This window comes from Flavobacterium sp. I3-2, from assembly GCF_013389595.1.
In the GTDB taxonomy this organism is placed as follows: domain Bacteria; phylum Bacteroidota; class Bacteroidia; order Flavobacteriales; family Flavobacteriaceae; genus Flavobacterium.
In genome coordinates this window covers 1,771,247-1,789,998 of the sequence record NZ_CP058306.1, presented here as the reverse complement: position 1 = coordinate 1,789,998, position 18,752 = coordinate 1,771,247, and the positions used below count along the sequence as shown (strand labels likewise).

Below are 18,752 nucleotides of genomic sequence, written 5' to 3'. Positions count from 1 at the left end.
ATGCTTTCAAGTTAAATCAACTGAAAGCATTTTTTTATTAATTTATATTAGTCACTTCTTTTGGTTCTAACGACTTTTTATAATTTTCATATTCTTCGTCAGATTCTTCTAAAGGTTCTTCTTTTTGTTTACCTAATTTAATTTTCATATTTTCAGAATTTCCAGTGATTGTCATTGGAATTCCGATGATTCCGAATGGTGGTAAACCAAGTCTAAATCCAAGATTCATACGACCGTCTAACGTAACTTGACCTTGAATTCGCGGACGGAAACCTGCCATTTTAAACTTTGTTGGTTCAATGGTCATCACATTATTTTCAATCGAAGTTTTTACCTCAACTTTTGATGCTTTAGCGTCATGAAGAGATTCAAAAGACGTTTCTTTAGAAACCGCATTAAACAATTTAAATCCTTTGAATTGAATATCTTCTAAAGTTAAAACGCCTTGCCCCTTTATTGTTTTTAATTTAGGCATCATATTCGCATCTAAAACACCTGACAAAGTATAATCTAAAGAAACTAATCCAAAAACACTTTCTGCTGCGGAAGCTAAATCTCTAAAAATAGTAATTTCTTTATACGCTTTTTGAATATCAAAATCATTAGCTCGAATCGAATAATCGAATTTTGCCATTTTTGTTGAGATTGGTTGATAAGCTCCGTTCATTGAAAAAGTACTTCCAATCAATCCGAAATTTGTATCGTTTAATTTTACAATTCCTTTATCAATATTTAAATCTCCTTTAAAATCAGACAAAACCAAACCTTCAAAAAGCACTTGATTTGCTTTAGCATTAACGTTGATTTTAAAATTCTCAGGAATTAAAATTACTCCAGTTGCCGTAGCACTTGTCTTCGCCTGAGATGATGCTGAAGCTTTTGTATCGAAAACCATAAATTCATCAACATTTACTTTCGGTGATTGAATGGTTACATCTCCTAATAAAACAGCTTTATCATTCAAGGCAAAATTCATATAATTAGAAATATTTCCTCCTATTTTAAAAGCATTTGAACCGTAAGTTGCATTTACATTATCCAATAAAATTTTCTCGCGTTGAAATTTCAGTTTTCCTTTTTGGATGATAAAACTATTCGGAAACATTTCAGAGTCTAAATAAATATCTTGTAAATCGATAAAACCACGATTACTAACAGTAGATTTATCAGAAGAAGTTCCTTTTCCAAAAATATTCAAATCGGCCTTAATCAATCCGTTAACATTATAACCTTGAACAGCGAAAATGCGGTAAATCTTACTTAAATCTAAAGTTCCTTTTGAATTGATTTTATACGTTAAGTTATTGAAATTATACAAATCGGCATCCAACTTAAATGGTTCGCCTGCAAGTTTAAACGAAATAGGTAAAACCTCAACTTTTAAATCATTCATCGAACCTTTTGAAGAACTTACTTTCATCTCAATATCAATATCTTCAATTGGTAACTCAGGAATATCTGTATATTTCAAAAAACCTTTATCCAATTTCACATACGAATTACTTACCGGAAAAATATTTTTCTTTGGCTCGTAAGTTCCATCCGCTTTAAAATCGATTGCTAAATCACCTTTCACAACAAACGATTCAACAGGATAAATCGAAGTAATATCAGCCAAATTTAAATCGGCTTTGATGTTAGTATGCATTTTATAGTTATGTAAATTTTCAACTTTTACAAAACCATCTATAAAATTATTTGCAGCTTTTGCTTTGAGTTGATTAACAGAAATAGCTGTGTTTTTAAAATCACCATCGGTATTTACAATTTGTAAATCGGCAAAAATCCCTTCAATTGGCAACGGCAAATCTTTCATTTTAAAATAACCGTTGCTCCATTTTGCGTTTACATTCATTTTGGGAACAGAAGCTATATAAGTTTGTTCAACATTTCGAATACCAACTTTTTTAATTTCAGTAGCATAAGTTCCGTCAACATTGGCCTGAATATCCAAAATTCCTCTTACATCAAAAGCATTTAATCCAGAAGCTTGTTGAAGTTTAGCTAAATCAATTTTAGTTTCTATTTTTGATTGAATAGTAGCCGGGGCTTTGAAATTTAAATTTCCTTTTGCAAAACCATCCATTAAATTAAAATTGAACTTAGAAATGGCAAGCTCCATTTTATCAGGATTTAATTCTGGTAGAAGCATTTCCGTTACTAAATTTATATTTTTAATGGGATTTGGACTTTGTTTGTAATTCAAAGAACCGTTAGCAATTGCAACATTTAATTTTAGATTTGGATTTTGATTTAAATCCGAATTCATCTTTCCTTTCAAAGAAAAATCAATTGATGATGTTCCTTCAATTTGTGTGTTTTCGTACCATTGTTGAAACGCAGGCGGAACAACAGATAGTAAATCTTGCAATTGATTTTGTTTAGAAACAATTTGCAAATCAAAATCAATTTCGTTTTCTGGCAAATCAATTTTCCCATTGATTTCAAAAGGAAACTTCGCAAGTACAAATTGATTTTTATTAAATGTTAAACTTAACTTGTCTAAGTTTATTTGCGTATCAAAATTACCTTTTAAAGCTTTTTTATCGATGTAAATTTGTTTGTCAAAAGCAAAAAAAACTTCTGCAATATCTGCCTTAGCATTTAAGTTTATATTATTATTTACAAAGGCAACCAAACCTTTATAGTTTAAGTTTTGAGCACGAAATTCAATCTTGTTTTTTTTATCTTCAAAAACAAGTTGCGTGTTTTTAATGATGATATTTTCGAAATTTAAATTTACGGTTGAATCATCTTTCGGAGCTTCATCATCAGAAATAAAAACGTCGTAATTCGCATTTCCTAACGAATCTGATTTTACATTAATTATTGCATTTGATAAATACAATTGATTAAAAGTGATTTTATCTCCAAACAAACTAAATAAATCAATTCCTAAAGCAATATCGCTTGCTTTAATTAAATCTTGATTTGGAAAATTTGAAGAAGCACCAATTTTAGAATTTTCTAAATTAACCGTCAGATTAGGAAAATGAGTATAAAATGAAAGGTTAATTTTCTCAAATCGAACATCAGATTTCACAAAATCTTTAGCAAGTTCGTTTACACTTTTTGTAATGGTATCTTTAAAAAAGTATGGTAAAACATAGAGTAAACCAGCTATTCCAACAAGTACAATTGATGAAACTTTAAAAAATTTAATAAGCTTATTTTTATATTTTTCGGAAATTATCATAATCAATATTTGATTTGCAAATATACATCTCAAAAAAACAGATAAAAAATTTAATAGTTATAGATTTTCTAGAATTACTACTAAAAACATGTCGTTATAAAAAAACATTTTTCTAAAAAAAAATCTTAAAAAACCGTTTTTTTTCGTAATTTTATAAGAATTACAAACCTGAATAAATTATTAATTTAATATGGAAAAAGAAAGTAACTTAAATAATTCTATTGAAGCTAATTTTAACTCAAAAAGCAATGTAGTTTTCAAAGGTTTTAATGAACTTCAAGACAAAGGTGGTGATATTATTGCACCTTTTGCATGTACAACTTTGATTGTGAAAGACACAAACAACAATGTGTATCACGGAAGAGGAATGGAATTAACTTTTGGCGAAGGTTTATCTAGTTTAACTTATTATCCAAAAGGGTTTAATTTTCAACATTTAGCACCAAATCAAACCAAAGGATTAGCTTATACTGCAAAATATGCAGTTATGGCAGTTACAACGCCAATCAGTGCTTTTGACCCAAAATGTGCGATGGAAGGTTTCAATGATGCAGGTTTAGCATTTAGTTTAAACATGATGCCTGCTCCTCCATTAAAAGATTTAACCCAAGACCAATATCCAAATTCGGTTCCTTTTGCTTCTTTCGGTGAATGGACTTTAGCTAATTTTGCTACTGTTGCTGAATTAAAAGCAGGTGTAACAAACGGTGTTGTTTTTTGGTCAGAAGAATTGGCAATGCTTGGTGGATTAAAAACACCTTTCCATTTTGCGGTTTATGACAAAACAGGTGGATCTGTAGTTGTTGAAGTAAAAAATGGCGCTTTAATCATTTATGACAACCCTACTGGTGTAATGACGAATGGTCCAGAATTCCCTTGGCACATCGAAAACTTGAATAACTACGCACACATGACGAATGTTGAAACGGTAGTTGGACAAGTGGGTGATGTTAAATTAAGACAACCAGATAGCGGAATTGCAACAAGTGTTTTACCAGCATCTGCAACTTCGGTTGGTCGTTTTGTGAAAGCTGTTTATTATTCTGCATTTGCTAACAGAGTGGAAAACCCAGATATTCAATTAGCAGAATTAGGTCATGTTATGAATAATTTTGACCGTCCGAAAAACATCACTAAAGAATTAGCTGCAGCTGAAAAACCAGATGGTACTCCTGCAAAATACATGACAGAATTTACACTTTGGATTGTATTGACAGACCTTACTAGAGGAATTATGAATGTACGTTTGTACGATAGCTTAAACTATCAAACTTTTACATTCGAACAGTTTAAAGATAAAACAGACGAAGTTTCAATTCTTTTGAAATAAGTAAATCAACATATTTTATTCAGCCTCACAAAAATATGTGAGGCTTTTTTTGTTGTTTCTTAAAAACAATAAAAAAAGCCTACGATTAGTATTTATCGTAGGCTTTTGATTTCTATTAAAAGAAAATTATAAATTCAATTTTCCTCTTACATGGTCCATCCAATCGTGGAATTTATGCATTTGTTCTTGAATGAAGTTCTCTTTTTTCTCATCGTTATCCTCAGGTGCATTTCCAGGAATGATATGTTCGAAGTAAGTTCCTTTCATCACTTTACGAAGTATTCCTTCACCAACAAATGGAGCCCCGTCATTCAAAGCTTTAGTCGCTTTTAGTAAATGACGAATATCGTATTGTGATGGATAAACATCGGGTACTTGCTTATTCAAATTCAATAAAGAATAAACCGCAACACGAGCTGTACGAACCGAACTTTCCATGGTGAATACACAATCGTTATTTGTTTCAACAAACTGACCTACTAATCCTAAGTTTGTACATCCTTCTGGAACAATTGCAGGACGGTCACCTTTTGCACGAGGCATAAACATCGAAGTGATATATGGCATGAAAGCAGTACGAACTTTCGTGTTTTCGATTACATTATCCAATTGATCTTCGATACCTAAATGATAACATAACTCTGCTAAAATCTCATTACCTGTACATTCAGGCATTGCTTTTTTCACGTAGTTACCATCTTTATCCATAAATAAAGCATACACCCAAATTACCAAAATATCATCTGGTTGTGTTGGATAATGCGGTTGGCGGTTACATGTGAAACTCATTAACCAGTTAGAATCGGTAATTGTGATGATACCACCTGTTACTGTTTTACCAGAATACGGGTCGTTAACAGCATAACCTTTTAATTTCTCAACGAAAGCAGAAGGTTTACATGTTAAGGTAGCCGACATCCAAGAAGATTTTTCGATATCGCCACAGAATTTCTCTGGACGACCAAATACTGGAGATTTAGCTGCTAAGTTTTTCCATAATTTCCAACCTGCAGAGTTTCCACTCGTGCTGTTATCAATCGTTTGGATTGGCGCTTGCGTGTTATTTCCGTAAGCCGAATCTTCTGTCATAGAACCTGTAGTAACTACAACATAATCCTCAGCTCCGATTACGATTTGTGCATCTTTACCATCTTGAATAGTCTCGATTGATTTTACAACTTTAGTACCATCAGCAGCGATATCCACCGTCATGTCACTTACCAACGTATTCAATTGAATTTGAACACCTTTTTTAACTAAGAAATCACGTAACGGTTTGATGAATGTATCGAACTGATTGTATTTTGGGAAAACCAAAGCAGACAAATCGTTCAAACCATCCAAATCGTGTAAGAAACGGTGCATATATAATTTGAACTCTAACAAAGAATGCCATTGCTCGAAAGCAAACATAGTACGCCAGAATGTCCAGAAATTACTTTTTTTGAAGGTATCGCTAAAGTAATCATCGATAGTTAAATCGTCTAAATCTTCTTTATTTTTCAATAATAATTTAACTAAAGCCAATTGGTCTTTTTTATTTAAACCTAATTTGCTGAAGTCTTCAACTATACCTTTATTACTGATTAAACGTGATTTTGAGTAGTTAGAATCGTTGTCGTTTAATAAACGGTATTCATCTAAAACGCTGTACGGATGTGGTAATTCAACAGCTGGAATATCTTGGAACAAATCCCAGAAATTCTCATACGTCATATCCATCTCACGTCCACCACGAATCAAATAACCATCTTCTGAATTACCTGAACCGTCCATAGAACCACCTTCGATATGTAATTGCTCGATGAAAGTAATGTTTTTTCCTGGTACTTGACCGTCGCGAACTAAATAATATGCTGTAGCTAAACCTGCAATACCACTACCAATAATATAAAATTTACTATCAGCAAAAGACTTGTTCAAAACAGGCTTGTTACGTTGGTAATTTCCAATTTGGTTTGCGTAAGGCATTGGTCTATCAGGACCATTATGTATTACATCTTTGTTTGCATCTGGTTGATGTTCTACGTTGTTGTAGTACTTTGACGCGTTTAATACTTTGTCAAAATGTTTTGTTGTGTCTTTCATAATAGAACTTTTTTTATTTTTTATTTAGGTTAATAAATAGTTTAATTATTTATCAAATTTTTTCATGTATTTACTGATGCAGATTGGGATTAATAAAAACACCAAAGTACCGACTATCAAAAATAATGTGTAAAAAGTTGGACTGCTAATTGGCAATTCTGTTGGCGGAATAAAACATAGAATTAACGCAAAAACTACGGCAATAAATCCTACACCACCAAAAATCATCATTCCGTTTTTTCCACCCGGAACTTTAAATGGTCGTGCTAAATCGGGTTGTGTTTTTCTTAATCTGATTCCTGCCAAATACATCAAAACATACATCACTAAATATAAGGTTGCGTTTAATGAACTTAACAAGAAAAAGGCTACGTTCACATTTTCCATAAAGAAGTAAAGTGAACATAAAATAGTCACAATAACACCTTGAAGTAAGATGATGTTTATCTGAACACCATTTTTATCGACAACTGCCATAAACTTTGGCAACTCGTTATCTTTAGCGGTATAAAGTAATGATTTACTAGGTCCAGAAATCCACGCAATAACACTGGCAGCACAACCAATTACAACTAAAACTGCCATAATATTGGTTAACCAACTTAGGTCATAACGCGCAAATCCCATCTGAAAAGCATCCATTACACCAGAATCTAACTCGATTTTATCGTAAGGAAGAATAACAGAAACGGCATAAGCTCCCACTCCAAGTACCACAAAACACAAGAACGATGCAATAAAAATCGCTTTTGGATATTGCGTTTTAGGTTTATCTAATTCATTGGCATGAACCGCCAAAGCCTCGATTCCCGAAAAAAGTAAAATAATTGTAGAAAGGAAAACGATACTTCCGATACTGGTTAAATGCGGAATAAAACGCGGTGTTGTAATCCCGTTAACTGTAGAAGCAATCTCTGTTTGAGCTGCAGGAATAGCGTCGTAAGCAATTGGATTTTTATCAATCATCCAATAAATAGCCAAACCAATAAGAATAACTAATGGAACCATTGTTCCCCAAATAAATCCAACGCTCGAAAGTTTAGGGATTTTAGTTGGTGCTTTTAATGAAATCCAAGTCGAAATCCAATAAATGATAATTGTTGCACCACCAATATATTTTCCGTTACTAGCCAATTCGGGCATTCCGATAATATAAAAAATGGCTGCCGAACCAAAAGTAATCGTAATTGGATACCAAACAATATTTTGAATCCATTGCATAAAAACCGCAACAAAACCAACACGTTTATTAAAAGCTTCTTTAACCCAAGTATAAACTCCACCGCCTTTATCGGCGAAAGTTGTACCCAATTCGGCACTGACTAAAGCTGCCGGAATTAAGAAAAAAACAGCTGCAAAAGCCATGTAAACAAACATGGTTAATTCTACTTGAGACATCAACGGAACGCCACGTAAACTCATTACCGCCGCCGTTGTCATTAGTATTAATTGCATAACGGTCATTCTACTCACTTTTGGAGTAGAAGGACCGTTATTAGAATTATTTTGGTTTGAATCCGCCATAATTAATTTATCAAGTTAGATTAATGTTTAAAATTACCCGCTTCAGCTTCAGTCATTGCAACTGCAACTGGATGCTTTTCAAAATAATCTATACAAGATTTTAAATCGGTTAATAATAAATCCGCCATATCGTGGCTAAATCCGTGACGAATTAATACACGTTGAATCACCATATCCTGACAATCTGTTGGTAACGAATACGAAGCTACTTGCCATCCGCGAGAGCGTAATTTGTCTGTTAAATCATACAAAGAGAAACCTGGGTTTACATCTTTTTTCAACATCCAACAAGCACCTGGAATTCCGCCTACTCCATCATAAAGGACATCGAATAATCCGATTTTTTCAATTTCCTTAGCGATATATTGACCGTGGTCTGCACAAGCTTGTTGAATACGCTCATAACCTTCACGACCATGACGTAAGAAATTGAAATATTGAGCAATTACTTGTCCACCTGGACGTGAAAAGTTTAATGCGAAAGTTGGCATTTCACCACCTAAATAGTTTACGTTGAAGATTAATTCTTCTGGTAAATCAGAAGCTTCTCTCCAAATAATCCATCCCACACCGATTGGCGACAATCCGAATTTATGTCCAGAAGTATTGATTGATTTAACTCTTGGAAGTCTGAAATCCCAAACCAAATCTTTTTGAATAAATGGCGCTAAGAAACCACCACTCGCTCCATCCACGTGAATAGGAATATCTAAACCTGTATCTTTTTGTAATTTATCTAAAGCGTCGTTGATTTCTTTTACATTTTCATATTGTAAAGTAAAAGTAACACCCAAAGTAGGCACTACACCGATTGTATTTTCGTCAACACGTTTCAGAACTTCTTCTGCGTTCATTAATAAACGACCATGTTCCATTGGAATTTGACGAATTTCAACATCGAAATAACGTGCAAATTTCTCCCAACAAACCTGAACTGGACCTGTAATGATATTTGGTTTATCAGTTGGTTTACCTTGCGCTTGACGCTTTTTACGCCAATTCCATTTCATTGCTAAACCACCTAACATCGCAGCTTCGCTCGAACCTGTTGTAGAACAACCTAAAGTTGTAGCACTTTCTGGCGAATTCCATAAATCTGCTAAAATATGCACACAACGCGATTCTATTTCAGCAGTTTGCGGATATTCATCCTTATCAATCATGTTTTTAACGATACATGCATCCATGATTTCTCTGGTAGCATTTTCTGTATAGGTTTGACAGAAAGTAGATAAGTTTTGTTTAGCATTTCCGTCTAACAACAATTCGTCTAACAACAAATCTTTGATTAATTCTGGGTCGTTAGACGTTGGAGAAATCGCAAACTTTTTAAGCGTCTGTTTTGAATCTGCTTGTGTGTATAAATCATATACACTCTCAGCATTTTGTTTATTAACTCTGTGAGTAGCCATATTAAATCTTTAAAAAAATTATTTTGTTAATTTACTAATTTTTAAGATAAAAACATCCATCCAAAGTCAAAAAAAACAACACAAAATCAAAAAAATAACAAAAAAATAACATTTTAACTTATTTGTTTATTTATTAAAAAAAATAAAACTTATTTATAATTAAAGTTCATTAGAAAACTAGTGGTTTTAAATAAATGTTACGTCAATATGTATTTAAAACAAACAGAAATATCTAATTTATTGTAATACCGATTTAGATTTAAACAAAACAGCGAATAGAAATCAATTTTTATCAAAAAAAGATAACTTTTAAAAAAAACGACAATGCTTTACGATTGATTTTCGTAATTTTACATAGATTCTAAAATTAATCTAAATATATTTCTATATGAAAAAGGGATTTTTATACAAAGCAACCATGTTGTTAACCGCAGCATTCTTATTTGGTAATGTTCAAACTACAGAAGCTTGTACTCGAGTTGTTTACAAAGGAACAAATAACAGCAATGTAATAACAGCACGTTCAATGGACTGGAAAGATGAAATTGATGCCAATCTTTGGATTTTTCCTCGTGGGATGGAACGCAACGGAAGTGTTGGTGCAAATTCTATTACTTGGAGTTCAAAATATGGAAGTGTAATTACGAGTGCTTGGGACATTGCAACGACTGATGGAATTAACGAAAAAGGATTAGTAGCAAATATTTTATGGTTAGTAGAAACAGAATATGCACATTTTAATCCAGCTGGAAACAAAAAAGGTATAACTATTTCTGCTTGGGCGCAATATGTTTTAGATAATTTTGCAACTGTAGACGAAACAGTAAAAGCTTTAGAAAAAGAAGAATTCGTTGTGGTTTCGGATTATATTCCAGGAACTCAAAAATTTGCAACATTACATTTATCAATTTCTGATTCAAGTGGAGATAATGCAATCTTCGAATATATAAATGGTAAATTAGTTATTCACCACAGCCCGTCATATAATGTGATGACGAATTCTCCAATTTTTAATGAGCAATTAGCAATAAGTGAATACTGGGGAGCCGTAGCCGGAACAGAATTTTTACCTGGAACTAATCGTGCTCCAGACCGTTTTAGAAGAGCTGGATATTACATCAAAGCAATTCCTCAGGATACAGACGCAAGAACTGCAATTGCAAGTGTTTTCAGTGTAATCAGAAACTGTTCGGTTCCTTATGGAATTTCTTCAGAGACAGAACCAAACATTTCATCTACGCGTTGGAGATCGGTTTCTGACCAAAAAAATCTAATGTATTTCTTTGAAACAGTTAAAACACCAAATACTTTTTGGGTTGACTTGAAAAAAATTGATTTTAGCAACAAAGGAAAAGTAAAAAGATTAAGTGTTAGTAAAAACGAAACCTATTCTGGCGAAACTTCTGCTCTTTTCAAAGACAGTAAACCATTTACTTTCTTAGGAATTTAATTCAAAAATAACTTAAGGTTGTCGTAAATATTTATTTTGACAACCTTTTTTTTTCGACAAAAACCAACTCGATGAAAAAAATATTTTATCCAATAATTTGTACTTGTCTTTTAATGATAAATGACTCGGCAAATGCTCAAACCAAAAACGATTCGCTTGAAATAAGCTTTAAACCATACGCTAGTTTGCGCGGTCATTTGGCTGTTTATGATAATGAAATTGCACTTCAAGAAAACGTTTCGAGAGTTGGTGCAAAAATTGGAATAAAAAAAGTAAAAACTACTTTTTTAGCAGCTACGGAATTACATCTAAGTTTATTTCAAGGCGGTCCGAGTTTCAACGTTGATGGAAATGAAAATACCGAATTTTTAGACATTCAAACCACCGAAAGTAAGCAAGCTTTTACAAACAGAATTGGATACATCGGTTTTGATTTTGAAAAATATGGAACGCTAACTTTCGGAAAACAATGGAGCGTTTATTATGATGTTACATCGTACACCGACCAATTTACAATTTTTGGAGGAAGAGCTTCAGCAACTTATGTCGGAGGTAGTGATGGTGGAGCTTCAGGAACCGGACGCGCTTCTCAATCGGTAATTTACAGAAATCAATTTGGTAATTTTTATTTAGGTGCGCAAGCACAAGTTCGAGGCGGAAACAATGATAAATTTATTGACGGTTTCGGATTTTCTGCACAATATAAAATTTTAGATGAATTATTTTTAGGAGCTTCTTTTAACCGAACTTTTTTGAGCAACAACTTAATTAATCAACATAAAATCATTGGTTTAGACGGACAACCAACTTATTATGCTGCCGGTATAAAATATTTAGGAGAAAAATTAACATTAAGCGTTGTAGGAGCTATCGAAAAAAATGGTGATTTCACCCAAGGTTCATACTTAAATAATACCCAAGAATTAATTTATCCAACTGTTGTTTTTGATGCCAAAGGATTTGAGTTTTTTGCAAATTACAAATTCGATGATTTCGCCATTCACGGAGGTTATAATTTGTATATTCCAGACCGAAAAAATTTAGAGACAGAAAACAATCAAATCCCAATAAGCTCCAATTTTAAAGTTAACGATGTTATTTTTGGATTGAATTATCAGCCTATAAAATACGTTCAAATTTATGCAGAGCAGCGATTATCTTTTGGTAAAAATGCATTAAACACAAAAGACCGAAGCGTTTTTGCAGTCGGGATGAAAATTGATATTTCTAAAACATTTACGACAACCCTTAGCGCAAAATAAGAAACAAAATAATCATAGAAAAAGCCTTGTAAATTCTATTCGGAAGTTACAAGGCTTTTTTAATTAATCAAACATAAACCATTCACAATAAATAAATTAATTTTTCAGTTTTATATATTATTATCATATCTTTAATAATCAAAACCAAAGCTTATGAAAAGAATTGTTTGTTTAATTTGCATTTGCTCATTTCTGTTATATTGTGTAAAAATGAATGCACAAATTACAAAAGGCGCTATTCCAAAAATTGAAATTCAATCCAAAGAAGATAAAAAATCCGTAGTTTTAGAATCAATAAATACTGAAGTTGAAATTTTCGGGAACATTTCTAAAACGACTTCAACCATGATTTTCAAAAACAATGCAAATCGTGTTTTAGAAGGTCAGCTTGTTTTTCCTTTACCAGATAAAACAACTATTAGCGGTTACGCTATTGATATTAACGGAAAGTTACGCAACGCGGTTCCGATTGAAAAAGAAAGAGCAACTGAAGTTTTCGAAAGCATTCAGAAACAAAATGTCGACCCTGGAATTATTGAAAAGGTTGAAGGAAATAATTTCAAAACGCGCATTTCTCCTATTCCAGCAAACGGAACAAGAACTATTCAAATTAGTTATTATCAAACATTAAATTTAGAACAAAATAATTATCTGTACGTTTTACCTTTAAATACGTCGGAAAAAATTTCGAAATTTGATTTAGTCGTAAAAGTTTATCAATCGACTGAAAAGCCAAAGTTAATCGAAAAACCCGACAATACTTTTAAATTCAGTGAAAACAGCAATATTTACGAAGCTAGTTTATCTAAAGTAAATTTTAAACCTTCGAACTCGTTAATTATTGAGTTACCAAAATCGGAAAACAGTATCGAATCATTCACACAAAAAAATACGGATGGTTCAATGTATTTTTTATCGAATTTGATTATCAACGGGAAAACCGAATCAAAAATTTGGTCAGATAATCTTGGAATTATTTGGGATAATTCGTTGAGCAGATTAAATCAAGACCATGAAAAGGAATTGGAATTACTTGGTAAAATCATCAAACAACAAAAAAATATAACCATTGATGTTGTTCTATTAAATATTCAGTTAGAAAAAGGAAAAACATTCCAGATTAAAAATGGTGATTGGACGGATTTAAAACAGTATCTCAAAAACACAGTTTATGACGGTGCAACCAATTACTCAATTATCGAAGCTTCAAAACTTCCAGCAAATGAATATTTGATGTTTTCTGATGGAATATCGACCATAGGTTCAAACCAATTTAATTTTAACAAACCAATTTATACCGTTACAGCTTCTGCGAAATCAAACTTTGGCATTTTGAAAATCATCGCACAAAAAAACAAAGGAAAATTTATAAATCTTGCTGAAAATTCGGTTGATAAAGGTTTTATAACTTTAAACGAAAGTAATGTCCAATTTTTAGGTATTCAGAATCAAGAGGTAACTGAAGTTTATCCAGTGATTGGAACTGAAATCACAAAAGATTTTTCGGTTACCGGAATTTGTCCATCAAATCTAAAAAAATTGACATTGGCTTTTGGTCGAAACGGAAAAGTACTTTTTACGAAAGAAATTAATTTAGAAAAAGCTTCGAATGGATTAGATGTTAGTAAGATTTGGGCACAAAATAAAGTTGATTTTTTAGAAATGGACTTTGACGGAAACAAAGATGATATTGCTGAAATTGGCAAACAATTTTCGATTGTAACAGCAAACACGAGTTTAATTGTTTTAGAAAATGTTTCTGATTATGTGAAATATAAAATTTTACCTCCAGATGAATTACTTGTTGCTTATAACGATTTGATGAAAAATCAAACCGAAGAAAACGAATATCAAAAAAATAATTTATTAGACGAAGCTTTTACAACTGTTGAAGATTTAAGAATTTGGTGGAATACCAATTACGAACAAACGAAGAAAAAATATCCTAAACCCGAAAAACTTGAAGAACCACCTACTCCACTTATTGGAGTAAACAGAGTATCTCAAGACGAAACTATTTCTGAAATTACAGCTATAGCACCATCAAATGACTCTTCACCTGTAAGAGAATCAAGATCGGTAAGTTATTCTACTGCTGAAACACTTGATTATCAGGCAGAAGAGTCAGAACCAATGTTAGAAGAAATTGTTATTGATACATATAGAACAACATCAAGGCGTAGATCAGAATCTAAAACGAATAAATCTAAAAATTCCGATAAAAAAACAGTTTCGTCAGACATAAAAACTTTTGATGTAAAATCGGACAAAGATTATATCAAAAAAATTGAGAAGTCAAAAAATCCGTATGAAACTTATTTGACTTTAAGAAAAGAATATCAAGAAACTCCTAGTTTTTACTATGATGTTGCGACTTTCTTCTTTCAGAAAAAAGAAAGCGAAACAGGATATAAAGTTTTAAGTTCTATTGCCGAATTAGGTTTAGAAAATGCCGAAATGTACAAAACGTTAGCTTATAAACTTAAAGAAATTGGTGCATATGATACGGAATTGTTTGTCACAGAAAAAGTTTTAAAATGGCGTCCATTTGATGCACAAAGTTATCGAGATTACGCTTTAGCATTACAAGATAATCAACGTTATCAAGAAGCTTTAGATTTTTTATATCAAACATTAACGAACAGTTATGATGAAAACTTCAGAAACAGAGACCGAAATATTTCTGAAATTATTATTCCTGAAATCAACAATTTAATTTCGGTTCATGGCAAAAAATTAGATTTATCTAAAATAGATAAAAAATTAATTTTAGATATTCCGGTTGATATTCGTGTAGTTATGAATTGGAATAAAGACGACACAGATATCGATTTATATGTAACCGACCCAAATGGCGACGTTTGCTTCTATTCTCATCGTGCTACAGAAATTGGTGGCCGAATGAGCGATGATGTAACAAGAGGTTTTGGACCGGAACAATTTATGCTTAAAAAAGCCATCAAAGGAAAATACAAAATTGAATCGAATTTTTATGGCGAAAGTCAAATGACACTTTCTGGACCGACAACTATTTCTGTCGAAATTTATTTGATGTATAGTTCAGGTAAAGAAGTTCGAAAATTAATCACTTTTCAAAACGACAAACCCAACAGCGGAAAAGATAAAATTTTAATTGGAGAATTTGAATTTTAAAAGATTACGGCTTTGATTTTAGATAATCAAAGCCGTTTTTTTATAGTGCAGTGTTAAAACATTTTCAAAATAACGGACATATTTGTTTTGAAAAATAAAAAAAATTATTTCTACTTTATCAAGAGTTGTGACCTCGACTGGATTCAAAGCAATGACCATTTTCATCAAATAAAAGTTTGTTTTATTTGGATTCCTTTATCTCAACGATACTATTTGTTTTGGATTCGATGATTCGTTCCGTTTAATTCAAATTTTGTAGATTTAATCTTTAGAATTACAACTGCTAATGCACAGTATGTAAAGGTAACACCGTTGTGAATTCCTTTCAAATTTTGTAGATTTAATCTTTAGAATTACAACCGACAGCAATTAATAATACAAGACAATTAAGTTGTGAATTCCTTTCAAATTTTGTAGATTTAATCTTTAGAATTACAACAAGATTATACACAAGAACAATTAGAGCTGTGTTGTGAATTCCTTTCAAATTTTGTAGATTTAATCTTTAGAATTACAACTCTCCTTTCGTTTTGCCGTCATGAAGTCTCGTTGTGAATTCCTTTCAAATTTTGTAGATTTAATCTTTAGAATTACAACACTACCTGAATCGAAAATGAACATCTATGTGTTGTGAATTCCTTTCAAATTTTGTAGATTTAATCTTTAGAATTACAACTGCAACTGTTGGACTTTTGGACATGGGGCAGTTGTGAATTCCTTTCAAATTTTGTAGATTTAATCTTTAGAATTACAACTTCAGAAATATCTAATCCTTTAGTATCTTTGTTGTGAATTCCTTTCAAATTTTGTAGATTTAATCTTTAGAATTACAACGCAGAAGAGGCACGTCTGTTAGCTGAAACTGTTGTGAATTCCTTTCAAATTTTGTAGATTTAATCTTTAGAATTACAACTCGTATACTATCATACCGTTACCGCGGGTAGTTGTGAATTCCTTTCAAATTTTGTAGATTTAATCTTTAGAATTACAACACACTTTAAATCGTATAGAATGGGAATCGAGTTGTGAATTCCTTTCAAATTTTGTAGATTTAATCTTTAGAATTACAACTGAAATCATTAACTCCTATTCTTGGAAGTAGTTGTGAATTCCTTTCAAATTTTGTAGATTTAATCTTTAGAATTACAACTAATGATAAATTACTTGTTAGTATTGTTGCGTTGTGAATTCCTTTCAAATTTTGTAGATTTAATCTTTAGAATTACAACTTGAATTACCAAAATCGGTTACAACGCCTTGTTGTGAATTCCTTTCAAATTTTGTAGATTTAATCTTTAGAATTACAACCAGATAGATTCGTACAATTATGGTTTGATGGTTGTGAATTCCTTTCAAATTTTGTAGATTTAATCTTTAGAATTACAACTTACTGCACCATCAATCAACAAAACAATATGTTGTGAATTCCTTTCAAATTTTGTAGATTTAATCTTTAGAATTACAACCCTAAAAATGTAAATTCTAAACATGTATTGGTTGTGAATTCCTTTCAAATTTTGTAGATTTAATCTTTAGAATTACAACGGAAGATACAAATGAAGGATTCGATTATTGGTTGTGAATTCCTTTCAAATTTTGTAGATTTAATCTTTAGAATTACAACCATAGCTAAGAGAGCAACAAGATTATTTTTGTTGTGAATTCCTTTCAAATTTTGTAGATTTAATCTTTAGAATTACAACTGAAAACCAACGATTTTATAGACAATTTAGGTTGTGAATTCCTTTCAAATTTTGTAGATTTAATCTTTAGAATTACAACTAAATCGCTTGCGCCCGCTACTGCATATTCGTTGTGAATTCCTTTCAAATTTTGTAGATTTAATCTTTAGAATTACAACGATAAAAATTCTAATAAGATTGCGTTGTGCGTTGTGAATTCCTTTCAAATTTTGTAGATTTAATCTTTAGAATTACAACAAGAAATTGAATTTAAATCTGTAAAAACATGTTGTGAATTCCTTTCAAATTTTGTAGATTTAATCTTTAGAATTACAACCTCAAATCTGTTTTGTTTTCTTGATCTTCAGTTGTGAATTCCTTTCAAATTTTGTAGATTTAATCTTTAGAATTACAACAATGGCTTGGAGCTGAAGCGAAGCTTCCATGTTGTGAATTCCTTTCAAATTTTGTAGATTTAATCTTTAGAATTACAACTCAGTGTTTCACTGAACGCTGAAAATTTTAGTTGTGAATTCCTTTCAAATTTTGTAGATTTAATCTTTAGAATTACAACATCGTATAATTGATATTGTTGATTTCCAAAGTTGTGAATTCCTTTCAAATTTTGTAGATTTAATCTTTAGAATTACAACGTATATTAAACAACTTACAAACAGAAGAAAGTTGTGAATTCCTTTCAAATTTTGTAGATTTAATCTTTAGAATTACAACTATTTGTAAATAATAAACCTGCGAGTTCTGGTTGTGAATTCCTTTCAAATTTTGTAGATTTAATCTTTAGAATTACAACAGGATGTTAAATGTGAATTGGTGCAATGGGGTTGTGAATTCCTTTCAAATTTTGTAGATTTAATCTTTAGAATTACAACCTATTACAAAAAAAAATATATAGTGATGAGTTGTGAATTCCTTTCAAATTTTGTAGATTTAATCTTTAGAATTACAACTTGCCAAATCTAGTTTTTCAGCTTCGGTCAGTTGTGAATTCCTTTCAAATTTTGTAGATTTAATCTTTAGAATTACAACTCGAGCATCTTTAAAAATTGGGGAGAAACAGTTGTGAATTCCTTTCAAATTTTGTAGATTTAATCTTTAGAATTACAACATTTACTATTGCAAACATACCCTCTATGCTGTTGTGAATTCCTTTCAAATTTTGTAGATTTAATCTTTAGAATTACAACTACGTCTTAAAAATGAAACTAATTTAACAAGTTGTGAATTCCTTTCAAATTTTGTAGATTTAATCTTTAGAATTACAACCTTTAAGTCGCAAAACATCGCATACCGATAGTTGTGAATTCCTTTCAAATTTTGTAGATTTAATCTTTAGAATTACAACTCAGATGTTTATGACCTTAACTAGACGTTAGTTGTGAATTCCTTTCAAATTTTGTAGATTTAATCTTTAGAATTACAACTAGCCCCACAACAAATAACTGCTGATTTTAGTTGTGAATTCCTTTCAAATTTTGTAGATTTAATCTTTAGAATTACAACTGCTCTGAGGTTATTGATAAAGAGAAAAACGTTGTGAATTCCTTTCAAATTTTGTAGATTTAATCTTTAGAATTACAACAGACCGATATAAGGCAGTACGGGCAACCGCGTTGTGAATTCCTTTCAAATTTTGT

8 protein-coding genes and 1 CRISPR repeat array (1 of these 9 cut by a window edge) are annotated in these 18,752 nt (G+C 31.4%); of the genes, 4 read left to right on the top strand and 4 right to left on the bottom strand.

Annotation, left to right across the window (positions count from 1 at the left end; translation table 11 throughout):
• Positions 1–37: 37 nt before the first annotated feature.
• Positions 38–3,196 carry an AsmA-like C-terminal region-containing protein gene (locus HW119_RS08350; protein WP_177763228.1) on the bottom strand — a complete coding sequence of 1,053 codons (3,159 nt, stop codon included), beginning with the start codon at positions 3,194–3,196 and terminating at the stop codon, positions 38–40.
• Positions 3,197–3,386: 190 nt separating this feature from the next.
• Between HW119_RS08350 and HW119_RS08345 the strand changes: the two genes are divergently transcribed.
• Complete coding sequence (locus tag HW119_RS08345) at positions 3,387–4,526, top strand: linear amide C-N hydrolase (RefSeq protein WP_177763226.1); 1,140 nt, start codon at positions 3,387–3,389, stop codon at positions 4,524–4,526.
• A 126-nt stretch (positions 4,527–4,652) separates the two neighbouring features.
• Here the strand turns inward: HW119_RS08345 and HW119_RS08340 are convergent, their stop codons facing one another.
• The 3 genes from HW119_RS08340 to HW119_RS08330 are packed head-to-tail and all read right to left on the bottom strand — an operon-like array spanning position 4,653 to position 9,550.
• Positions 4,653–6,614, bottom strand: coding sequence for an oleate hydratase (locus tag HW119_RS08340; protein WP_177763223.1), 1,962 nt, complete (start codon positions 6,612–6,614; stop codon positions 4,653–4,655).
• Between the two features lie 45 nt (positions 6,615–6,659).
• Positions 6,660–8,138: an APC family permease gene (locus tag HW119_RS08335; protein ID WP_218620342.1), complete on the bottom strand. Its 1,479-nt coding sequence runs from the start codon at positions 8,136–8,138 to the stop codon at positions 6,660–6,662.
• Positions 8,139–8,158: 20 nt separating this feature from the next.
• Positions 8,159–9,550, bottom strand: coding sequence for a glutamate decarboxylase (locus tag HW119_RS08330; protein WP_177763220.1), 1,392 nt, complete (start codon positions 9,548–9,550; stop codon positions 8,159–8,161).
• Between the two features lie 388 nt (positions 9,551–9,938).
• Here HW119_RS08330 and HW119_RS08325 point away from each other — a divergent pair, with 388 nt between their 5' ends.
• From HW119_RS08325 to HW119_RS08315, 3 genes are all read left to right on the top strand, one after another.
• A complete protein-coding gene (locus tag HW119_RS08325; RefSeq protein WP_177763217.1) occupies positions 9,939–11,000 on the top strand; it encodes a linear amide C-N hydrolase in 1,062 nt (353 codons plus the stop codon).
• Positions 11,001–11,071: 71 nt separating this feature from the next.
• The gene (locus tag HW119_RS08320) at positions 11,072–12,262 is read left to right on the top strand and encodes a porin (RefSeq protein WP_255497842.1); all 1,191 of its coding nucleotides are present in this window, start codon (positions 11,072–11,074) and stop codon (positions 12,260–12,262) included.
• 153 nt (positions 12,263–12,415) lie between these two features.
• Positions 12,416–15,415, top strand: coding sequence for a VIT domain-containing protein (locus HW119_RS08315; RefSeq protein WP_177763212.1), 3,000 nt, complete (start codon positions 12,416–12,418; stop codon positions 15,413–15,415).
• 311 nt (positions 15,416–15,726) lie between these two features.
• A CRISPR array of direct repeats spans positions 15,727–18,752; the repeat unit is 49 nt; unit sequence GTTGTGAATTCCTTTCAAATTTTGTAGATTTAATCTTTAGAATTACAAC (it continues 1,209 nt past the right edge of the window).

Coding starts and splice junctions, on each gene's coding strand:
- HW119_RS08350 (WP_177763228.1), bottom strand. CDS start 3,196: ATGATAATTTCCGAAAAATATAAAAATAAGCTTATTAAATTTTTTAAA.
- HW119_RS08340 (WP_177763223.1), bottom strand. CDS start 6,614: ATGAAAGACACAACAAAACATTTTGACAAAGTATTAAACGCGTCAAAG.
- HW119_RS08315 (WP_177763212.1), top strand. CDS start 12,416: ATGAAAAGAATTGTTTGTTTAATTTGCATTTGCTCATTTCTGTTATAT.
- HW119_RS08320 (WP_255497842.1), top strand. CDS start 11,072: ATGAAAAAAATATTTTATCCAATAATTTGTACTTGTCTTTTAATGATA.
- HW119_RS08325 (WP_177763217.1), top strand. CDS start 9,939: ATGAAAAAGGGATTTTTATACAAAGCAACCATGTTGTTAACCGCAGCA.
- HW119_RS08330 (WP_177763220.1), bottom strand. CDS start 9,550: ATGGCTACTCACAGAGTTAATAAACAAAATGCTGAGAGTGTATATGAT.
- HW119_RS08335 (WP_218620342.1), bottom strand. CDS start 8,138: ATGGCGGATTCAAACCAAAATAATTCTAATAACGGTCCTTCTACTCCA.
- HW119_RS08345 (WP_177763226.1), top strand. CDS start 3,387: ATGGAAAAAGAAAGTAACTTAAATAATTCTATTGAAGCTAATTTTAAC.